General features: G+C 53.9%; 20 protein-coding genes. 13 read left to right on the forward strand and 7 right to left on the reverse strand.

What is annotated here, in order from left to right; translation table 11 throughout:
- Positions 1-3: 3 nt before the first annotated feature.
- Positions 4-1266, reverse strand: a complete 1263-nt coding sequence (locus tag LMED105_RS11175) for a DUF3089 domain-containing protein (RefSeq protein ID WP_008251270.1) — start codon at positions 1264-1266, stop codon at positions 4-6.
- Positions 1263-3725: a neutral/alkaline non-lysosomal ceramidase N-terminal domain-containing protein gene (locus LMED105_RS11180; protein ID WP_008251272.1), complete on the reverse strand. Its 2463-nt coding sequence runs from the start codon at positions 3723-3725 to the stop codon at positions 1263-1265. The genes LMED105_RS11175 and LMED105_RS11180 overlap by 4 nt, the downstream gene beginning before the upstream one ends.
- Positions 3726-3904: 179 nt before the next feature.
- Between LMED105_RS11180 and LMED105_RS11185 the strand changes: the two genes are divergently transcribed.
- Positions 3905-5215, forward strand: coding sequence for a di-heme oxidoredictase family protein (locus LMED105_RS11185; RefSeq protein WP_008251273.1), 1311 nt, complete (start codon positions 3905-3907; stop codon positions 5213-5215).
- A 6-nt stretch (positions 5216-5221) separates the two neighbouring features.
- Here the strand turns inward: LMED105_RS11185 and LMED105_RS11190 are convergent, their stop codons facing one another.
- The 3 genes from LMED105_RS11190 to LMED105_RS11200 form a co-directional block, all read right to left on the reverse strand.
- Complete coding sequence (locus LMED105_RS11190; protein WP_040513316.1) at positions 5222-5824, reverse strand: nitroreductase family protein; 603 nt, start codon at positions 5822-5824, stop codon at positions 5222-5224.
- Positions 5825-5922: 98 nt separating this feature from the next.
- On the reverse strand, positions 5923-6921 hold the full coding sequence (locus LMED105_RS11195) for a catalase family peroxidase (protein ID WP_040513317.1): 999 nt from the start codon (positions 6919-6921) through the stop codon (positions 5923-5925).
- Between the two features lie 115 nt (positions 6922-7036).
- Entirely contained in the window at positions 7037-8251 is a 1215-nt protein-coding gene (locus LMED105_RS11200) for an iron-containing alcohol dehydrogenase (protein ID WP_008251276.1), read from the reverse strand.
- Positions 8252-8427: 176 nt separating this feature from the next.
- On the opposite strand from LMED105_RS11200, the gene LMED105_RS11205 reads away from it, so the two are divergent.
- Positions 8428-10461: a TonB-dependent receptor gene (locus tag LMED105_RS11205; RefSeq protein WP_008251277.1), complete on the forward strand. Its 2034-nt coding sequence runs from the start codon at positions 8428-8430 to the stop codon at positions 10459-10461.
- A gap of 9 nt (positions 10462-10470) precedes the next feature.
- On the opposite strand, the gene LMED105_RS11210 is transcribed toward LMED105_RS11205, so the two are convergent.
- Positions 10471-10770 carry an addiction module antidote protein gene (locus LMED105_RS11210; protein WP_008251279.1) on the reverse strand — a complete coding sequence of 100 codons (300 nt, stop codon included), beginning with the start codon at positions 10768-10770 and terminating at the stop codon, positions 10471-10473.
- Positions 10771-10779: 9 nt separating this feature from the next.
- Positions 10780-11070 carry a type II toxin-antitoxin system RelE/ParE family toxin gene (locus LMED105_RS11215; protein WP_008251281.1) on the reverse strand — a complete coding sequence of 97 codons (291 nt, stop codon included), beginning with the start codon at positions 11068-11070 and terminating at the stop codon, positions 10780-10782.
- A gap of 214 nt (positions 11071-11284) precedes the next feature.
- Here LMED105_RS11215 and LMED105_RS11220 point away from each other — a divergent pair, with 214 nt between their 5' ends.
- The 11 genes from LMED105_RS11220 (at position 11285) to arsH (ending at position 19556) form a co-directional block, all read left to right on the forward strand.
- Positions 11285-12388, forward strand: coding sequence for an alpha/beta fold hydrolase (locus LMED105_RS11220; protein ID WP_008251282.1), 1104 nt, complete (start codon positions 11285-11287; stop codon positions 12386-12388).
- 68 nt (positions 12389-12456) lie between these two features.
- A complete protein-coding gene (locus LMED105_RS11225; protein ID WP_008251284.1) occupies positions 12457-13050 on the forward strand; it encodes a putative dioxygenase in 594 nt (197 codons plus the stop codon).
- Positions 13051-13055: 5 nt separating this feature from the next.
- On the forward strand, positions 13056-13895 hold the full coding sequence (locus tag LMED105_RS11230; protein WP_008251287.1) for a ChaN family lipoprotein: 840 nt from the start codon (positions 13056-13058) through the stop codon (positions 13893-13895).
- Between the two features lie 27 nt (positions 13896-13922).
- Entirely contained in the window at positions 13923-14591 is a 669-nt protein-coding gene (locus LMED105_RS11235; RefSeq protein WP_156799668.1) for a hypothetical protein, read from the forward strand.
- Positions 14592-14651: 60 nt separating this feature from the next.
- Positions 14652-15518 (forward strand): dienelactone hydrolase family protein, encoded by an 867-nt coding sequence (locus LMED105_RS11240; RefSeq protein ID WP_008251290.1) that lies wholly within the window; start codon positions 14652-14654, stop codon positions 15516-15518.
- A 144-nt stretch (positions 15519-15662) separates the two neighbouring features.
- Positions 15663-16100, forward strand: a complete 438-nt coding sequence (locus LMED105_RS11245) for a MarR family winged helix-turn-helix transcriptional regulator (RefSeq protein WP_008251292.1) — start codon at positions 15663-15665, stop codon at positions 16098-16100.
- A 127-nt stretch (positions 16101-16227) separates the two neighbouring features.
- The gene (locus LMED105_RS11250; protein ID WP_008251294.1) at positions 16228-16650 is read left to right on the forward strand and encodes an organic hydroperoxide resistance protein; all 423 of its coding nucleotides are present in this window, start codon (positions 16228-16230) and stop codon (positions 16648-16650) included.
- 82 nt (positions 16651-16732) lie between these two features.
- Positions 16733-17722, forward strand: a complete 990-nt coding sequence (locus tag LMED105_RS11255; protein ID WP_008251296.1) for an amidoligase family protein — start codon at positions 16733-16735, stop codon at positions 17720-17722.
- Positions 17674-18378 carry a gamma-glutamyl-gamma-aminobutyrate hydrolase family protein gene (locus LMED105_RS11260; protein ID WP_198006848.1) on the forward strand — a complete coding sequence of 235 codons (705 nt, stop codon included), beginning with the start codon at positions 17674-17676 and terminating at the stop codon, positions 18376-18378. The genes LMED105_RS11255 and LMED105_RS11260 overlap by 49 nt, the downstream gene beginning before the upstream one ends.
- A 3-nt stretch (positions 18379-18381) precedes the next feature.
- Positions 18382-18813 carry a YqaA family protein gene (locus tag LMED105_RS11265; protein ID WP_008251301.1) on the forward strand — a complete coding sequence of 144 codons (432 nt, stop codon included), beginning with the start codon at positions 18382-18384 and terminating at the stop codon, positions 18811-18813.
- 32 nt (positions 18814-18845) lie between these two features.
- Positions 18846-19556 carry an arsenical resistance protein ArsH gene (gene arsH / locus LMED105_RS11270; protein WP_008251303.1) on the forward strand — a complete coding sequence of 237 codons (711 nt, stop codon included), beginning with the start codon at positions 18846-18848 and terminating at the stop codon, positions 19554-19556.
- The last annotated feature ends 19 nt before the right edge of the window (positions 19557-19575 follow it).

Here is a 19575-nt window from a genome sequence, read left to right on the forward strand (position 1 = left end):
GTTTTATTGCCGCAGGTAACTGGTTGCCTGGCGTTGTGCCAGGCGAATCAAGTCGCCTTGGGCAATCGACACATCAATCAGGTGGAAGCCCCAGTTGGTGCCGCCAATAAACTCACCGGGATAGTCGTCTGCACGGGGATCATCGGGGTCGGCAACAATGCTGGCTTCCAGATAGCTGACCCCGTTGGGCCCCACCTTGCATTCGCCCTTGATCTGCCCGGGCATGGAGTAGTAGGGCGTGGGAATGGTGAGGTTGCTGATCGGGTTGGCATACGGCCCACCAGGTCCGCGCGGAATCAGCAACACGCGAAACACCGGTGGTTGCTGGCGCGGCACAATTGGAAACAGGTCGGCTTGCCCGCCCGCCAGGGCAGCAGGGTTGGTACACAGCACTTGCGTGCCTTCTTCACTGCTTAAGCCGAAACGTGGATCTTCAAGTTGAGGATCGCCTGCGCGGTAGGTGACGTAGGCCACGACACAGCCCAGTTGGTTTGCACTTCGGCAGGCGGGTACTTTTTGAAATGAAGCGCCAACGTCGCGACCAGTGGGCACCAGTACATTGGTACCAGGAATGTGTGCGGAGATAAACCTGCTCAGCAAGGCGGGGCGGGTTTCAATTTCCTCGGCGATCAGCCTGCGCAAAATACCCGATCCCTGGGAGTGTCCTACCAGAATGAAACCACGTCCTTCGCTTTGGTTGGCAATGTATTCCTTGAAGGCATCGAGCACATCGGCATAGGCGACTTCGCCTGCGTTGGGTGCAATGTCAATGCCACCCAGGGCGCCCGTGAATGTAGTCAGTCCCAGTGCAGTCAGGGTGCGTTGGCGGTACACCGGTGCAAACTGGCGGCACACTTCGCCATAGCGGCCAAATTGCAATGCTGTGGTTTGTTGTTCTTGCAGGTCGTCATTCAAATCCGAATTGCCAGCCAGGTCGATGCTGGTGGTGGGGTACACATAAAAGCAGTCCACTGGTGGCGCAGCTGCCGGTGTATAGCTTAGCGTGGTGGCAGAGGCATCGCTGGCCACAGCGGTGCTGTCAAAGTTGCCATTGCACACATTGCTGCTTCCGAATAAATCGGGGTGGCACAACCAATTGCTGGTGCCGGTGTACAGGGTGCTTTGATAGCCCGGGAACGGATTGGTGGTGTTGGCCGCGCTTGCACCCACACGCGAGCCTGCGCTGTTTGAATTACTCGAGTCGCCGCCGCATGCAGACAGCAGCAGCGATGCGGCTGCGAGGCTGGATAAAAGTCGATAAATCACAAAACCCTCCCGTCACTACACGTGGCCCCGGTGGCCGTTACATCAAAAGCTTCGCTCACACCTTCAAATGTCCCGGGTGTTCCTGCAGGCACCGCAACTCCCCGATGCTTGATTCGATATTTGCCAGCCGGTGTATTCGCAGGAATTTTCCATTCAGCCAGGGCGGTGGACACGAAGCCGGGCAGGGGAACAGGGCTGAGGTAAGGCGTGGGCTCGAAGGGTTGCCAGCGGAAAACAAGTTCTGGCGAGCGGTCGTGGGTGAAACTTTCCCATTCACCTTTTGCATTCAGTCGCTCTACCTCTACAATCGCCAGTCCGCGGGTTTTCATGTTGCGCGGGTGGGCGCTTTGAAACTGGGCAGTCACTGTGTTGCCAGCAGCAACCGAGGGTGTGGGTTGCACCAGTACATCGCCGAAAGCAGCACCAGGTGCCTGGTCAAATGGTAGGTAGGGTGGGCGTGGAATCGGGTTGCTGGTCACTGTACGGGGTGGGCCAGCGGGTGGTTGACTCGTATTGTTCGACGAGTTGGCCAATGACAGGGCCAGCCTGCGGCTTTCCTGCTGCACAGCGGCCAGGGTCCACGGGCCGAATTGGGTGGACGCACCTTCGTATTGCTGAATCGAGTATTCCTCACGCGTGGTGAGGTAATTTACAAAATCATTGCTTAAGCCACTGATGATCACTTGGTCGATGCCCTGCGGTTCCAGCACTTCCAGCACGGTCTGGCGAATGCGCCGCCCGGCCATGGTGGTAATTTCCCAAGGCAGACCCAACACAGCCACATTGCCGATAGTGAACAACTGGAACGGCAACACATTGTTACTGAAGTTTAGGGGTGGGCCGAGTACAAACAGCACGGGTTTTTCAGCCTGACAACTCAGACTGGTGCCAAGTGGTATGGCATCAAAGGGCAGGTCGTTCAAGTTACAGAGAACAGCTGTTGCCAACACCTCCGGTGGCAGTTTGCCAGCGGCCAGCGCAGCCAGGTCGCGCGTCAGGCGGGCAGGGTCTGTGCGCGCATTGCAGCTTGCGCCTTCCACAGTAGGGCCGGGGCCGTCTTCAGCACCTGCACCAAATGAAACGCCCATGGCGGCGGTGCAGGTTTTCTTCACGGCGCTGTTCAGCGATTCCGGGTGGCGCAGTGAATTCAACACTGCAGGGTCTGTAATTTCCACAGCGTCCATCGTCACGTGAAATTGCGCAAAGTTCACACCACCGCGCACCATTTGGTTGGCATCCCGGTACAGGGTGAGCGCACGTGCCAGTTGTTTGCTGCCGTTGATTTCCACAGCCTTCAGCTCGTCTGTAGACCCACCACGTTCTTCAAATGGTTTGTCTTTGAAAAAAATATTGGGGCTGCTGTCGCCCTCATCGGTTTGTGCAAAGGCGGCCACAAAAGTATCTTTGCCGGCGGGGGCTTCGTATTGCGTTCCCATTAATTTTTCAAATGCCAACGCAGCCCAGCCTTTGTTGTCCGAAGAAATCAAGGGATTGGTGTTGCCTGTGGTGGTGGGGTGCACACCAAACCAGTTGATTTGCCCGATCGGCGTTCCATCGGCGCGGCGTAGTTTCAGCAATGCCATTTCCTTGTTCACATTCTGGCTTTCACCGCGCTGGTTCAAATACTGGTTGCGCTCTTCCTGCGGGTTTTGATCGTAGGCCACGGCTGAACGATTCACATTGGCGTTCAACAATTCACCATTGTTGACCAGCAAGCGCCCGGGTTCCGGATTGGCCTGCAGGTTGGCGTGTGCGCGGCGAATGGCTTCAACAATGCCGTCGACGATGAAGTTGTACACTTCTTCGTCATGGCCTAAACGGAAAGCGTTGAAGGCGGTGAAGTGCGCATAACCACCGGGCCCTGCGTGGGTGTGGGTGGCGTTCAGCATGATGTTCTGTTCGTTGTAAAACCCGGCCAGTTCAGTGTCGGCGGCCACTTTGTTCAGCACGCCTTGGCGCACGGCATGGAAAATCATGCCGAGGTCGTTCACCACATACACCACGCGATTGCCGTTGCACGGCGAACCGATCACATAGGCGCGAGAAAACTGGCGCGTGTGCAGACCCAGGCTTGCATGGGTGGGGCTTTCGTAACCCATCATCACGGAGCCTGCTGCCGGGCCGGTAATGTCTACGATGCCAGTGCCCATGGTGAAGGCCATGTTGTTTTTGCAGGCGCCGCTATTCAAACCCGTGCTGGGTTGTACATTGCTGTTCGGCGTGCTGGCCGGGTTGATGGATGGGCTGTCTTGCCCCTCACCAATCAACAAATTGGGGTCGGTGAGTGCACATTGCAAACCTGCGGTGTCGACAAACTCATTGTTGCCCGGGTTTTCATTGGGGTTGGTGCGGCCATCGGTTTGGGCCGGGTCGCTGCTTTCGCCCAAGCAGCCTGCCAATGTGGCCAGCGTAGTCAAAGTAAAAACGGCGCGCACTGCACGGTAGGAATTGCGATTCATATGGGTGTTTTTGTGTTGGTGTCTCCTTTGGTTCTTACTGCTGCCGTGTTGGCACAGATTCAGGCCTGGGTCTCATGCAGCGCGCTGTGTCGTGTAACCGACACTAGTCACTTTTGAATCCAATTCCAGGGGATGGCAGTAAGAATGAAAAAAACATAACCACCATTATAATTTTAGACATGATCAAGAATCCACGCCATGTGGCGACTCTTGCAGCCTTGGGATTGCTGCTCGGCGCCTGTAATTCAGAAGACCATTCATCACTTTCAAGCAGTTCATCACCCACTTCGATCCAGGCCGCAGGGCAAACACAGGTCGATTCAAACATAGCCTCGAGCCCTGCCTGGTCCGCACCAATTGATGGTTTGACACCAGCGCAACTGGTCCGGTTTGAGCAAGGCAAAGCCATGTTCGAGAAGGTGTTTACGCCCAGCAATGGTTTGGGTGCAGTGTTCAATGCGCAAAGCTGCGTGGAATGCCATGGCCAACCGGCGGTGGGTGGCACTGATCCCGCAAAAACCATTCAGCGTTTCACCACATTGCTGGCACCGCATTTTGCCGTGGGGTTGGTGACGCAGGCCGATGGTGCGCCCCACGTTCACGCGCGTTCAGTGGCCACTGAGTTCCCGGATGAGGTACCGGGCTGTGTGTTGGGTGGCGAGCTTGTGCCGCCTCACGCCATGGCCAGCACCACGCGGGTGACTCCTCACTTGTTTGGTATTGGTTTGCTGGAAAATATTCCCGACACTACCTTGATTCAAAATGGGCTGGCCAGTGCAAAAGCCAATCCTGAGGTGAGTGGTCGTCCCGGTTTGATGTTTCCTGGCGGTGTGAACGACTTGAATGCGGCGGACCAATTGATCGGTCGATTGGGCGCGCGTGGTTTTGTGGCCGATGTTCAATCTTTCACGCAAGGTGCATTTTCAACTGAATTGGGCATTGCCACTTTCCACCCTTTGTTTGCAGCTCCTGTAAGGCCCAAAGGCAACCTGGCCACTGCTGATTGCACACCTTTTGTGGGCGAGGCTGTCAGCCTTGCTGAAACACAGGCCACGGCAGACTTCCAACGTTGGCTGGCACCACCCCCCAAGCCAGAATTGACCGGAGTTGCCTTGCGAGGTCAACAGTTGTTTGATGAGATCCAGTGCAGCAGTTGCCACACTCCGATGATGAAAACCTCGCCCATGGCACCGGCTCCGCTGAATGACCGCGAGGTGTGGCTTTATTCCGATTTATTGCTGCACGACATGGGGGCGGCCCTGGCCGACAACGCACCCGAGGGCTTGGGTTTGCCCACTGAATGGAAAACAGCGCCGCTGTGGGGGGTTGGTCAAACTGAAAAGCCCTTGTTGCACGACGGACGTGCGGGCAGAGACTTTGCCAAGGCCATTGATTTTCACGGCGGTGAAGCCGAGGACGCAAAACGCCGCTTTCAGAACCTGAGTCCTGCAGACCAAGCGGCGTTGATTGCGTTTCTGAAAAAGCTTTAAAGTTGCTTAAAAGGTGTTGTTCACCAACACCTCGTTCAGGCTCAATTGACCCGGTTTTGGCCAAGGTGCTTTGGTGCCCTTGCCAATGGCCACCATGGGGCCCATCACATGGTCAGCGGGCAAGTTGATCAACTTGGCCACAGCGTCAATGTCAAATCCGATCATGGGGCAGGAGTCCAGTCCGATGCCTTTGGCAGCCAACATCAGGGTTTGCATGGCCATGCCAATCGATCGCTGGGCTTCATCGCGCTGCAGCCATTCGCGCCCGTCGTGAAATGGGCCCATCCAGCCAACCAGCAGGTCAGCCACTTCCTTGGGGGCCTGTGTCCAATAGCGTGACGGATCCTTCTGCCATGCTTTCATGTCGGCGGTCATGAGGACCAACAACGAGGCGTCGGTGATTTGGGCCTGGTCGTTGCCCAGCTTGCGCATTTCAGCACGCAGTGCTTTGTCGCGGACCACCACAAAACGCCAATGCTGAATGTTGAAACTGGTCGGTGCCTGAATGGCTGCCTCGAACAGTTTTTTTTCATCGTCTGCGGAAATGGTGTGCTCGGGATCGAAGGCCTTGATGGCCCGACGTTGATAAATTGCGTCAAATAATTCCATGTACTGCTCCTTGTCTACTGCTTTGCACTGCATAAAAAAAGCCGGAACCCTGGAGGGGGAACCGGCCAATAGTGTACAGGCTAAAAGGGGAACGTCGCTTATTTGGCCAAGCGACGCGCCTGTGACACTGCGTAGCTGCCTGCCCGTGCTGCAAGCAAAGGATCATCCGATCCTTCGATACCGGTGGGCAATACCAGTGGGTTGAAATTGATGCTGTCGCATGCGGCTTTGTCAGTCACAGCGGTTACTTTCAGACGGCCGGCCACCACTTTCTTACGGTCATCGGGCCAGGCCACTGTGGCGTTGTCGGTGGGGTCACCAGCCTGCGCCAATTGCAGCACCATGTCGAATTCCACTGGAATTTGCGACACGCGGCCTTTCAGTTCGTCTTCCAGAAACACCTTGGCATGGGTGGCCAGTTTGTCCTCAGCAATGAATTCCTGGCCTGTTACAGGCACAAACATCCACTTGGCAAATTGGGTTTTACCGGCAGCATTGGTGAATTTGAATGCATGGGTGCTCCAGTAGTTCACCGCACCATAGCTGGCGGGTACGCCTGTTTTGGCAACCCACTCCATTTGTGGTTTGAAGTCGGGGTACTTGGCTGCAGCTGCTGCAATTTTTGCGGGATCCGGTTTTTTGGTGGCTGGGTCGGGCTTGCGTGCTTCCAGGAAAGCCAGGAAACCATCGGGTGTGGCTGCGGTGAAGAAGGGCGCAGAAATGTTGGCCATCAACCATTGCTCGCCATTGGGCAAGTCAAATTGGGCTGCAAGGCCGCGCACGCCTTTGCCGCTTTCAGGAGCGTTGGGATTGCCGCCACCCACTGAGAAGCGCAGGGTGACTGGTACTGGCTTACCGGAAAAAGCGGATGCCTTGGAAATAGCCGCAGCTGCTTTGTTGCCTGTGAAAGTGCCTGCCGCACAAACCCCACGTGCGCCAGAGCGGCGGGCTGCATGGGTGCCAAACACACCCTCAAGGCCATCCACAAGGTTCACTGCGTTGGCGGGTTCGCTGGGAATTGCGGTCTGGGCGACCGCTGCTTGTGTGCCAAGGGCGGCAAGTGCCGCAACAACTGCCAAACCAATTGCTGTTCTCATTTCCTGCATCCTTCTTTTGATGGTCATCAATCTCGCAACCCACCCGGCTGTCCGGGTGGTCTACGCTATAGATCGCTGATGCAGGAAGGAAGTTACAGCGTCACAAAAATATAATTTATTGGGTAGGCAGCAGGTTCTTGATGACCGACTCGGCAACCCGCTGATTCATGTAGCGTGGCACCGCATAGGTGAAACGGGCTTCGGCAATGGCAGACTTGGCCACGGCAGGAATATCGGCTGCTTTCAAGGCGGCCAGCTGGGTTGGAATGCCAAACTTTTCATTCATGGCGCGAATGCGTGCCACGAACGCGCGGGCCAGGTGTATATCGTCGGCACCCTTGTCGCCAATGCCACAGGCACGGGCCAGAATCGCCAGGCGGTCCGCACAATTGGGCAAGGAATAGTCCAGTACATGCGGCATTACAATGGCATTGGCCAGGCCGTGGGGTGTGTGGTAGAGGGCGCCAAACTTGTGGGCAATGCCGTGCACATAACCCACACCGGCTTGGGTAAATGCGATACCTGCCAGGTGCGACGCACGTGCCATTTTCTGGCGGGCTTCCAGATTGCCACCGTCAGCAACCGCGGTTTCAAGATGCTTCATGATCAACTGCGTGGCTTCCAGCGCTTTTTCGTCGGTTTTGCGGGTGGCATTGCGCGATACAAAAGCCTCTACAGCGTGGGTCAGTGCGTCCATGCCCGTGGCCGATGTGATGTGTGCTGGTAAACCTGTCATCAAAGAACCATCGAGTGCTGCAGCGGTGGGCAACAATCGAATGTCCATGGCCGCCACCTTGCGCTTGTTCACCGTGTCGCTGACCACGGCCGCAATGGTCACTTCAGCACCGGTGCCGGCAGTGGTGGGCACTGCAAACAAGGGGATCATGCCTTTGTGCACTCGCAGCAAACCGGTCAGTTTCAGCACAGGTTTATTGTTCTTTGCACGTGCGCCAATCATTTTGGCAGCATCAATGGGGCTTCCGCCACCGACGGCCAATATGGCCTGGCAGCCGTTTTCCATCAGCATGCGGTAACCGGCTTCAATCTGTTCAACGGTGGGGTTGGGTTCTACGCCGTCGTACACCACGTATTTCACGCCTTGGGTTTCAAGCTCGGCTTTCATTTTGTCGAGCACGCCCAGCTTGACCAATACGGCGTCGGTCACAATCAAGACATTGCGGTGGCCCGCTTCAGCCATATGGCGAACCAGATCAAGCGAGGAACCGGTGCCCTCGAACATGCGGGGCCACTTGAAGGGCATCAGTGCTGTGACCACTTTGAAAATGGCCATGTAAATGCGTAAAGCGAGCACTTCGAGTGCATGCAACATGCGGGTGTCTCCTGATTCTTATTGGGGGTTAACAGTTGTTACTATGATTGTACAAAGAGTATGCAGTGTTGGAGCAGAGGAAATATTCCACTTTTCATGACGATCGGGAAAATTTCACGAACCCTTTCGGTCATGCTTGCCGCACTGTAAATCACAATATTTCAGAGACACGTTTCATGAAGCACCGCAGTACACCTTTAATTGCCGCTTTGGCCACTTTGGGCCTGGCCACCCCCACCTTCGCTCAAACTGAAAGCCTGGACAACTTTGTTGTGTCGGCCACCCGCGAAGCACGCGACCCGTTTGAAGTAGCCGCTTCGGTCGACAAAATCAACCAGAACACCCTGGAGAAAGCTGCCAGTTTTCAAGTGAATTTGTCGGAAACACTGACCCGCGTGCCCGGTTTGGTGATTAACAACCGCAACAATTTTGCGCAAGATCTGCAAATTTCAATTCGGGGCTTCGGGGCGCGGGCCACCTCGGGCGTGCGCGGTGTGCGTCTGTTTTCCGACGGCATTCCTGCTACCATGCCCGACGGTTCAGGGCAAATTTCTCACTTCAGTTTAAGTTCGACCGAATCGATTGAAGTGTTGCGCGGGCCTTTTTCATCCTTGTATGGCAATTCCTCGGGCGGCGTTATTTTGCTGACCACCGAGAATCCGCGTGTGGGCACCGAGCTTGAAGTGAACCAGATTTTTGGCACTGACAGCACGCGCAGAAGTGGTATTAAACTGAACAAAGGCAACGAGGAAGTGGGGATTGTGATCGACGCCTCCACCTTCCGAACCGATGGTTACCGTGACCACAGCAAAGCGCGACGCGACAATTTCAACAGCAAAATGGTGTGGAATTTAAGCAGCGACACACGGCTAAGCTGGGTGCTTAACTATGTGGATATTCCGCTGGCTCAAGACCCCGCTGGCCTGACTGCCGCACAACTGGCCAGCAACCGCCGGCAGGCTGGTAACAACACTGTGGCCAACAACACCAACAAAACCGTGGAGCAAAGCCAAACCGGTATTGTGTTGGAGCACAAGTTCAGCCCCAGTACCAACGTGACTTTCAGCCCCTATTACGGTGACCGCAAAATTCGGCAGGTGTTGGCCAGTACAGCTGTTATTGATTTGAAAAATGAATACAGCGGTGCCGACCTGCGTTTTGCTCATCAAACCAGTGTGCTTGATCGGCCCTTGTTTTTGAATGCTGGCTTGACTGTGGGCGAACTGGAGCAGTCCCGACTGGGTTTCTTTGGCGCCAGTACCACGCCCAACCGGGACGAAGCCAACACGGCCAGCCAGTTCGACCAATACCTGCAGGCAGAATACTTTTTCACCGACAAGTTCAGCGTGTTGGGTGGGGTTCGAAATTCATCGATCGAGATTGAATCGAACGACCAGTTCCTGAGCAACGGCGATGGCAGTGGCAGCAAAAAGTACGATGAAATCACCAGCAATTTGGGTTTCACTTACCGTTTACAGCCCAACATCAATACCTACATTTCCTACGGAGAGGGGTTTGAAACCCCAACCTTGCTGGAAACGGCTTACTTGTCGGTTGCTCCACCCAGCCCCAATTTCAACACGCAACTGGACGCCGCAAAAAGTGAACAGCTTGAAGTGGGGGTGAAGGCGAAATTTGGCGCCACCAAGGTGAACGCAGCGCTGTACACGGTGGACACCGAGAATGAAATTGTGGTGCTGGCGGCCAATGGCGGGGCCACTTCGTTTCAAAATGCGGGCTCTACCAGTCGGGAAGGTGCTGAATTGGCCCTGCAGCACGCATTCAACACGCAGTGGCAAGCCAATGCGGCGGTGAATTACATTCGTGCCACTTACGACACGTCGGTCAACAGCATTCAGGCGGGCAACAGCTTGCCCAGCATCCCGAAGAAAACCTTCTTCGGTGAGGTGGTCTACAAACCTTCAAACCTTTACGAAGCAGCCACTGAACTGCGCTATGTGGACAAACTGTTTGCCAACGACGCGAACGATGCCTTCGCACCCTCTTACTCAGTGGTCAACCTGCGTGCCAGCAAAGACTGGCCACTGGACGGTGGCTGGAATGTGCGCACCTATGCCCGAGTGGACAATGTTTTCGACAAGGAATATGTGGGGTCGGTGATTGTGAACCAGGGGGCAGGGCAGTTCTTCGAGCCTGCCAGCGAGCGCCAGTTCTTGCTGGGTGTGACTGTGGGGTTGATGTGGAAATAACACCCGTGATTAGTTGTTTGCGACCTGGGCGTGCAGTTTCAAACCCAATGCGGTCATGACTTTCAGTATTGTCTGAAAGTCGGGGCTTCGTTGCCCTGAAAGTGCTTTGTAAAGGCTTTCCCGGGACAATCCAGCATCTTGCGCAACTTTGGTCATACCTTTGGCGCGAGCAATATCCCCCAGTGCTTTCGCGATGAACGCTGCATCGTCTCCGGCTTCCTCGAAGCATGCTTCAAGATAGGCAGCCATTTCTTCAGGAGTGCGGAGATGTTCGGCGACGTCATAGCGGCTGGTTAAGGTTTTTGTCATACGGTTGTCCTAAAGATTTTGAGCGAGATTTAGAGCGATTTTGATGTCCAATGCTTGAGTACTCTTGTCTCCGCCAGCCAGTAAAATGAACAATTTTTGACCTCGGGTCGTGAAATAAACCCGATAGCCAGGGCCAAAGTTGATCCGCAATTCTGAAACACCTTTACCCACAGGTTTGACATCCCCAGCATTTCCTGTGGCCAGACGCTCTATGCGAACCTGGATTCGTGCTCGCGCGTTGATGTCACGCAAACCATCAAGCCAATTTGCGTACGTTGCAGTTTTACGAATTTCAATCATATCGTAGTCGTAGCCTGATGGCTACATTTAGTTTGGCTTAAGTAAAAGCCAAGCAAGCTAACATTCAGTGCTGTTTGTCTACAAATACCCCCTCAGTCTGTGTAACTCCTGTTTGGTAACTTCCGAGTAACATTTAGAACATCTCCACCATTGTTGGTACTTTCACCCCTGTTAGAATCTGACACACATAATTTTCACAATCAGGTTTTCCGCCATGTCCAACGCACTCAGTCTTCGTCGCATCAGCCGCATGTCCAGCAACGGCTGGGATCGTTTGTTCAAATCTGATTCCATGGTGCGGGCGGGTTTACAGCCGTTTGAAATTGTTCACCAAAGCGGTATTCACAGCGTTCGCCACTACCTTCCTTTGACCGAAGAAAGCATTGCTGTGGGCGATGAAACCCTGGCTGTGAGCAAAAAGCGAAACAAGATTCCGCTGGTGCTGATCGCCCCGCTGGCTGTGAATATGTATGTTTACGACCTGTTGCCTGAGCGTAGTTTTGTGCGCTACCTGATGGCGCAGGGCTTTGATGTTTACCTGATCGATTGGGGCAAGCCCACGCGCAAACAGGCGGGTTTGACGCTGGAAAATTACATCAAGGAATTTTTGCCCGCCTGCCTGAATGCAGTGCGTGAGCACAGTGGGTCCAAAAAACTGAACCTGCAGGGCTGGAGCATGGGCGGTGGCATGGCACTGGCCTACACCGCTTTGTTCAAAGATGAAAACATCAACAAAATAGTCACCTTTGGTACGCCAATTGACGGGCATGCCAATGGCGCGATTGGTCAGCAATACAAACGCCTGGCGCATCTGTTGAAGTCGGCCCGAATCAATTTCCGAAAGGTGCCTGCCAAACTGTTGTACACACCGGGTTGGGCCAATGTGATTGGTTTTAAGTTGCTCGACCCTGTGGGCAGCCTGAAAGGCTATTGGAATTTGGTCACCCAACTTCACGACCGCGAGTTCGTGGCCCAGCACGCCAACCAGGCTGCTTTCATCGACAGTCTGGAAGCGTATCCTGGCGGTGCGTTGCGCGACTGGTTTGCCAGTATTTGGCTGGAAAATGAAACGGCACATGGCCACTTCAAAGTGGGCAAGGCCGTGGCCAACTTCAAAGACATTACTTGCCCTGTGCTGGGCATTGCAGGCAAATCGGACAACCTGGCCAATGTGGCTTGCTGCAAGCCGATCACCAAGGTTGTTGGCTCGGAGAAGTCCGAATTCTTTATCGGCCCGGGCGGCCACATCGGCATTATGAGTGGCAAGGAATCGCCCAACACCATCTGGGCGAAAACGGTGAGCTGGCTCAACAGTTAATACCGTGCAGCTACCTCCGCTTTTGGTTATAGTGAACCCACTCAGCACCAAAAGCAGTAGGAGGTGGCATGCTGAAATTCAGACGAAAAATTCTTCAGGCCAGTGCGGGTTTGTTACTCGCCGGCCCCCTGTTCAGTCAACGCCATGCCTTGGCGCAAACCCCTGCATGTGACGACAACCCCACCCCTCGCCAAATCGAAGGCCCGTATTACTCCCCGCAAACTCCGCGGCGCAGCAACTTAATTGATGGTTTGCCTGGCCAAAAGCTCTTCCTGGAAGGCCGGGTATTGTCGGCCGACTGCAAACCAGTGGCCAAAGCGATTGTGGATTTGTGGAGTTGTGATTCCGAAGGTGTGTACGACAACACCGGTTTCAAATTACGAGGCCACCAAGTGACCGATGCACAGGGCAAGTTCCGCTTTGAAACCCTTGTGCCTGGCGCTTACGGCAACTCAAGTTTCAGGCGCACGCCACACTTGCACGTGAAGGTACAGGCACCGGCTGCCCCTTTGCTGACCACGCAGCTGTATTTTCCCGATGAACCTTTGAATCAGCGCGACAGTTTTTTTAACCCAGCCTTGTTGGTCAAGCTTCAGCAAAGCGGGCAACAAGCCAAACTGGCGTCATTCGATTTTGTTGTGCCTGTGCAGGCAAAGGGATAGTTGTCATGGCAGTACCCACACGTAGTTTGTTTGCCTTATCCGCAGCGCTGTTCGTATTGGTGACCACGGCCGCTTGCACCTCAGTGCAGCCTTCATTGCAACATTCACCCACTGTCTGGCTGATGGGCGAGGTTCACGACAATCCCGATGCGCACCAGGCCCGCTACGACATCATTGCCAAAAAAGTGAAGGCTGGTTGGCGGCCTGCCATTGCCATGGAGCAATTTGACCGCGAACATCAAGGCCTGCTACGCACAGCGCAAGATGAATGCAAAACAGCAAGCTGTATCACCTCCAAACCCTGGGCTGAAAAATGGCAGTGGGAACTTTACGCGCCCATCATTCAGCTGGCCATTGATTACCAATTGCCTTTGTTGGCGGCCAATGTGTCGCGTGATGATGCAAACCGCATTGTGAAGGGTGGCTATGCGGCGGCCCTGGATCCGGACACCATTGCGCAATATGAACTGGACAAGCCCTTGCCAACGGCAATGGCTGACCAGCATCGCCAAAACATTGTTGAAGGCCATTGCAATATGTTGCCGCCCCAGGTTGCAGAGAAGATGATTCCTGCGCAGGTGGCCCGCGATGTGTGGATGGCCAAGGTCATCGAACAGCAGGCTACTCAGCGCGATGTTGTTTTGATCGCAGGCAATGGCCATGTGCAAAAAGATGTCGGCGTGGTTCAGTGGTTGCCCGTTAAACTACAGCAAACAACAACTGTGTATGGCTTTATTGAAAGTTCGCAATCAGGTGGTTCGGCGCAATTCGATGTTCTGGCTCAAGTGCCAGAACATCCCCGCGAAGACCCTTGCGAGGCATTCAAAGCCATGATGAAAAAATAAGCCGCACACAAGGCAGGGGGCAAAAAAGTGGGTCGTTCAATACATGGGCGGTGCGTCGGCGCGCTGCTACTGGTCGCCGTGGCATTTCATTCACAACCTGTCATAGCCAATGGTTTTGAAGATTTCGAAGATGCTGAATTGATTGATCACATTGCAGGCAGTGTTGCACGTGGTTACGGTCGAATGCATGGCTATGGCGTCGATTTCAAATTAATTGGCAAAGAAACGCCGCACCAGTCGCCCTTGCTGGTTCAGTACAATGCCCCGCTGAAACGCTGTACTTTTTTCATCAGCACCCGTGACAAAACCTGGCACAGCTTTGAGCTGTACCTGGAGTTTTTTGAAGGGCTCCCCAAGCAGCTTGTGTACGAGGCTTTTTTCGCGCACGAATCAGGCCATTGTGTGCAAATGCGAGAGCAGATTGATTTTGGTCCGGTGCGACGTCGCCACCGCGAAGAATTGTATGCCGATGTATTTGCACTCTCGCATGTTGAGCGCTATTACCCCAAGCATCGCAAAGCCTTCCAAGAAGCGCAGTTAAAAATGCGTCGGGCCGCGTTGGGTATTCAAAACGAATACGACTTTTACAAAGAATTGTTGAGGTTGCATTACAGCCCCAACCTTCAATCGGCTTTGAAGGTGAAAAATCCTCAGGAAAGAGCGTACTCGATCGCCAAAGCAGTGGATCTGTTGTAATAATTGCTTATCGTAATAACAAATAGAATGAAGCGTCACAATGTCACAGGAGTAGTACACATGGATCAAATGAAATTTGGCTTGGCTGAAAAAATCAGGGAAACAACTGTCAGTCGTCGAGGCTTTTTGCTGACTTCGCTGGCCGGTGGATTTGCAGTGGCCTCCGAGCCCGTGTTCGCACAAGCCATTAAAACAGACACTCAGGGCATTACAGCGGGTGAAGTGAAAGTACCTGTCAAAGACGGGCAAATTCCGGCTTACCGCGCCATGCCTGCCAAAGGCGGTAACTTCCCGGTGATTTTGGTGATTCAGGAAATTTTTGGGGTGCACGAGTACATTCAGGACATTTGCCGTCGATTGGCCAAGCAGGGCTACTACGCAATTGCGCCTGCCATGTTCAGCCGTGAAGCCGATGTGTCCAACATGAGTCTTGATGCCATCTTGAAGGAAGTGGTGCCCGCGGTGCCCGATGCCCAGGTCATGGCCGACATTGATTCCACCGTGGCTTTTGCCAAAGCAAGTGGCAAAGCCAACACCTCGCGTTTGGGAATTGTGGGTTATTGCTGGGGTGGCCGTACCGTGTGGTTGTATGCCAACCACAACCCAGCGGTAAAAGCCGGCGTGTCTTACTACGGTTTGTTGGCTGGTTTGAAGGGCCCCAACAAGCCTGCAGACCCGGTGGATGTGGCTGCAAACCTCAAGGTACCTGTGCTGGGCCTTTATGCCGGTGAGGACAGTTTTGTTCCCGATGAAGTGGTCGACAAGATGCGTAACGAGTTGGGCAAAGGCAGCAGTGCATCTGAAATTGTGGTGTTTCCCGCTGTGAATCACGGTTTCCACGCGGATTACCGCCCCACCTATGACAGACGCGCAGCCACCTACGCCTGGAAACTGACTTTGGACTGGTTTAAAGAGCGCGGGGTATAAATTGGGGTGAACCCGATGGGGATTTGAGTCAAATTGACTGTATTTATCCAGGATTGTCTTGGATTGACTTAGACAAGGATGACTCAAATCGCGCAAGCGTTTACACTTGAAGCACCCCAATCGTTTGGTTAAAACTCCAAAAACATGAAAACCGAGAATCCTTTAGCTCTAGACAACCAGCTTTGTTTCTCTTTGTATGCAACATCCTTGGCCATTACCCAGGTTTACAAGCCTCTGCTCCAACCCTTGGGCTTAACTTTTCCACAATATCTGGTGATGATGATTTTGTGGAAAGAGGACGGTGTCAGTTTGATCAATGTGGCGCGTCAACTGGGCCAACAGCCCGGCGCGCTCACGCCAGTTATCAAACGCATGGCCGAACAGGGCCTTTTGACCCGCAATCGAAGCGCAGATGACGAGAGACAATTGCAAATTTACCTGACTGAGGAAGGCAAACGGATCCGTGAAAAGGCGCTGGATGTATACGCATGTGTGGTTGAGCAGTGTGGTATGACACCCACTGACATTCATCGACTAAAGTGCGAGTTGGATGCCCTTCGCGAACGTTTGTTGAAAGCCTGATCGCTTGCCCGTAATTAATTATTGCGATAACATTCTGGGTCATTGACGTTTTTTATGAAGGCGTCTTTTTAAATAGTTATTGCGATAACTGTTTATTGCTTCTTTCACCCAATCACAGGAGAAAACAATGCAAGTAGTGTACTCAACCAAAGCCACATCCACTGGCGGTCGTGAGGGTGGTTCAGCCACCGACGACGGCCGTTTGAAAGTACAGCTGAGCACCCCCAAAGAATTGGGTGGAGCCGGTGGCCCAGGTACCAATCCCGAGCAGTTGTTTGCTGCCGGTTACTCAGCGTGTTTTATCGGTGCAATTAAATTTGTGGCTGGGCAAGATAAAATCAACCTGCCTTCCGAGCCTGAAATTACGGCGACTGTCGGCATTGGTGGCAACCCGAAGGGTGTGGGTTTCGCCATTACCGTGGACATGAGCATCAAACTGGAAGGCATGGACAAAGCTGCCGCCAGCGCTTTGGTAGAGAAGGCGCACCAGGTGTGCCCTTACTCCAACGCAACCCGTAACAATGTGGATGTAAAGTTGACTGTGGTGTAAGCGCACACAGGCTTTGAACCGTTTGAGAAGCGGTGGGCTTGAGAAGGCCCGCCGCTTTTTGTTTTTCTGTTGGGAAGATTGAATGCACAACCACTATGCCAAACCCGCGTGGGTCAACAATGCCAAGGGCGATGTACGCTGTGCAGGTTTCGAGTTGGAATTTGCAGGACTTGATTTGCAAACCGCCGCCAATGCCGTAGCGCAGGCCGTGAACGGCGAGGTGATCAAGGACACCCAAGCGGAATGCAAAGTAAGGCACCCGCAGTTCGGTGATTTCAAAATTGAGCTGGACTGGAGCTTTGCAAAAAACATGGCACGCAAGCGGCTTGAAGAGCAGGGCGCAAGCGAAGACGCTGTGTTGGAGTTGATGACCGACTTGGCTCGGCAAGTGGTGCCTCTCGAGGTTGTGTGCCCGCCTGTTCCTGTGGATCAACTCCAGGTGCTCGATAGTATGGTGAGGGCTCTGCAACAGGCTGGCGCCCTGGGTACTTCCGACTCCCTGATTTACGCATTTGGCGTGCACATTAACACTGAATTACCAGCTCTGACTGCGCAAACCCTGGTGCCCTATTTACAGGCTTACTGTGTTTCGCAACACTGGTTGATGAAGGCACACGATGTGGACACCCTGCGTCGTTTAACGCCTTATATCGACACCTATCCAAAACGATACGTCCAAACTGTGATGGCCTACACGGTTGATACGCCGATGCAACAACTCATCGATGATTACCTGGAATACAACCCCACACGAAACCGGGGTATGGATTTGCTGCCATTGTTCAAACAGATTGATGAAGCGCGTGTGTTGGCTGCGGTACAGGATGAGCGTGTCAATGCTCGTCCCACTTTTCATTACCGTTTGCCAAACTGTGAGATTGAAAAGGCCGGTTGGGGTTTGGTCGACAGCTGGAATATTTGGTGTGTGGTGGAACACCTGGCCGCGGACCCGGTCACATTGAAGTCCATGTGTGAACAATGGACTGATTACAACGAAAACCTGATCAACTTGAAGGAAGAACCTTGGCACCAGGAATTGGCGCACATTCACGAAAACCTGTTGTCGGTGTAACCGGCAACGCCAAGTGGTGGTCGCCATCGTGGTTCAGTATCCGGTTTGCGGTGTGGTTGGCCGGGGGCACAGCCCGGCGCATCAGCGTAAAGCACGCTTGGCCTATTTCGCAAATCGATGCGCTGGTTGTGAGTGGCGGTGACGATATTCACCCCTCGCTGTATGGCGAAGAAGAGGCGCCCAAGGCGCATTACGACCCAGATCGCGATGCCCTTGAGCAAGCGCACATTGCCTGGGCCTTAAAGCACCAAATGCCCATGCTGGGCATTTGTCGCGGCACCCAGTTGATCAATGTCAGTTTGGGCGGCAGCCTGCACATCGATATTCGCGCAAGGCGCAAGTTAACCTCAAACCGGGGCACGGTGCTGCCACGCAAAACAGCGGCCTTGCGGGCCAGCAGTTGTTTGGCCACAGTGACCTGCGCCAGTCGCTTGCGCATCAACAGCCTGCATCATCAGGCGATTGACCAACTGGGTGAAGGGGTGCAAGTTGTGGCCCGCGATCTCGATGGTTTCGTGCAGGGCATTGAACCCTCTGGCCCTTGCCATTGGCTGGGTGTGCAGTGGCACCCGGAATATTTGCTCTACCGCCCGCAGCACAGGCGCCTGTTCAAATGGCTTGTGCAACAATGCAGGCAAGCCACCTTCCGCGTGTAATCCATGTCGTATTCCTTGCTGTTTGCTTCTGCCTTTCTGGCGGCCACCATTTTGCCTTTCTATTCCGAGGTGGTTTTGTTTGCCATGATTCGTGCTGGCGAACCCGCCGGCTTGTTGTTGGCTGTGGCAGCGGTGGGCAACACTCTGGGTTCGGTTGTGAACTGGGTGCTGGGGCGTTACCTGCTGCACTTTCAGCACAAAAAATGGTTTTATTTCAAACCCGAGCAGATCGAGAAAATGCAGGCCTGGTTTCAGCGCTACGGGGTTTGGAGTTTGTTATTGGCCTGGATGCCGATTGGCGGCGACCCTTTAACCCTGGTCGCCGGTATCATGCGTGTGAACTTGTGGTTGTTTATTGTGCTGGTCGGTATTGGAAAAACATTGCGCTATGTGGCGGTGATTTATTTTTCTGAAATGTCGGTGGCCTGGTTTTAATCAAATTCAGACAAGAAGGAAATGGTGTTGTCATGAACCCGAGTGATTTGCCCAACCTGGATACCAATTGTTTCAAGCAACCTGAACGCGAACTGTTGGGAGACACGCTGCTGCACCCGCCGCGCATTCTGATTTTGTATGGCTCGTTGCGTGCGCGCTCATTCAGCCGTTTGGCGGCCGAGGAGGCTGGCCGCCTGCTGACGTTGATGGGTGCCGAGGTGCGGTTTTTCAACCCGGAAGGTTTGCCTTTGGTGGATGAAGCCAATGAGCAACACCCCAAAGTGCAAGAACTTCGTGAGTTGGCCGACTGGTCTGAGGGCCAGGTGTGGAGTTCGCCCGAGCGCCACGGTGCCATGACTGGTGTGATGAAAACACAAATTGACTGGTTGCCTCTGACTGGTGGTGCCAAGCGGCCCACGCAGGGCAAAACCCTGGCTGTGATGCAGGTGTGCGGTGGTTCGCAATCGTTCAACGTGGTGAACCAGTTGCGGGTGCTGGGCAGGTGGATGCGCATGATCACCATTCCCAATCAATCTTCAATTGCCAAAGCATTCATGGAGTTTGATGAGAACAACCGAATGAAGCCCTCGGCGTATTACAACCGCTTGGTCGATGTGATGGAGGAACTGATGAAATTCACCTTGCTGACTCGCGGCCATGCGCAATACCTGGTCGACCGATACTCCGAGCGTGTAGAGTCTGAAGAACAATTGTCCAAACGTGTTAACCAGCGCAGCATTTAACTTTGAACAGGTGAGCGCA

The sequence above is a fragment of the Limnobacter sp. MED105 genome (assembly GCF_000170915.1).
Taxonomy (GTDB): domain Bacteria; phylum Pseudomonadota; class Gammaproteobacteria; order Burkholderiales; family Burkholderiaceae_B; genus Limnobacter.

Coding starts and splice junctions, on each gene's coding strand:
- LMED105_RS11200 (WP_008251276.1), bottom strand. CDS start 8,251: ATGTTGCATGCACTCGAAGTGCTCGCTTTACGCATTTACATGGCCATT.
- LMED105_RS11205 (WP_008251277.1), top strand. CDS start 8,428: ATGAAGCACCGCAGTACACCTTTAATTGCCGCTTTGGCCACTTTGGGC.
- arsH (WP_008251303.1), top strand. CDS start 18,846: ATGAACCCGAGTGATTTGCCCAACCTGGATACCAATTGTTTCAAGCAA.
- LMED105_RS11255 (WP_008251296.1), top strand. CDS start 16,733: ATGCACAACCACTATGCCAAACCCGCGTGGGTCAACAATGCCAAGGGC.
- LMED105_RS11190 (WP_040513316.1), bottom strand. CDS start 5,824: ATGGAATTATTTGACGCAATTTATCAACGTCGGGCCATCAAGGCCTTC.
- LMED105_RS11180 (WP_008251272.1), bottom strand. CDS start 3,725: ATGAATCGCAATTCCTACCGTGCAGTGCGCGCCGTTTTTACTTTGACT.
- LMED105_RS11265 (WP_008251301.1), top strand. CDS start 18,382: ATGTCGTATTCCTTGCTGTTTGCTTCTGCCTTTCTGGCGGCCACCATT.
- LMED105_RS11245 (WP_008251292.1), top strand. CDS start 15,663: ATGAAAACCGAGAATCCTTTAGCTCTAGACAACCAGCTTTGTTTCTCT.
- LMED105_RS11230 (WP_008251287.1), top strand. CDS start 13,056: ATGGCAGTACCCACACGTAGTTTGTTTGCCTTATCCGCAGCGCTGTTC.
- LMED105_RS11240 (WP_008251290.1), top strand. CDS start 14,652: ATGGATCAAATGAAATTTGGCTTGGCTGAAAAAATCAGGGAAACAACT.
- LMED105_RS11215 (WP_008251281.1), bottom strand. CDS start 11,070: ATGATTGAAATTCGTAAAACTGCAACGTACGCAAATTGGCTTGATGGT.
- LMED105_RS11185 (WP_008251273.1), top strand. CDS start 3,905: ATGATCAAGAATCCACGCCATGTGGCGACTCTTGCAGCCTTGGGATTG.
- LMED105_RS11210 (WP_008251279.1), bottom strand. CDS start 10,770: ATGACAAAAACCTTAACCAGCCGCTATGACGTCGCCGAACATCTCCGC.
- LMED105_RS11195 (WP_040513317.1), bottom strand. CDS start 6,921: ATGAGAACAGCAATTGGTTTGGCAGTTGTTGCGGCACTTGCCGCCCTT.
- LMED105_RS11225 (WP_008251284.1), top strand. CDS start 12,457: ATGCTGAAATTCAGACGAAAAATTCTTCAGGCCAGTGCGGGTTTGTTA.
- LMED105_RS11250 (WP_008251294.1), top strand. CDS start 16,228: ATGCAAGTAGTGTACTCAACCAAAGCCACATCCACTGGCGGTCGTGAG.
- LMED105_RS11220 (WP_008251282.1), top strand. CDS start 11,285: ATGTCCAACGCACTCAGTCTTCGTCGCATCAGCCGCATGTCCAGCAAC.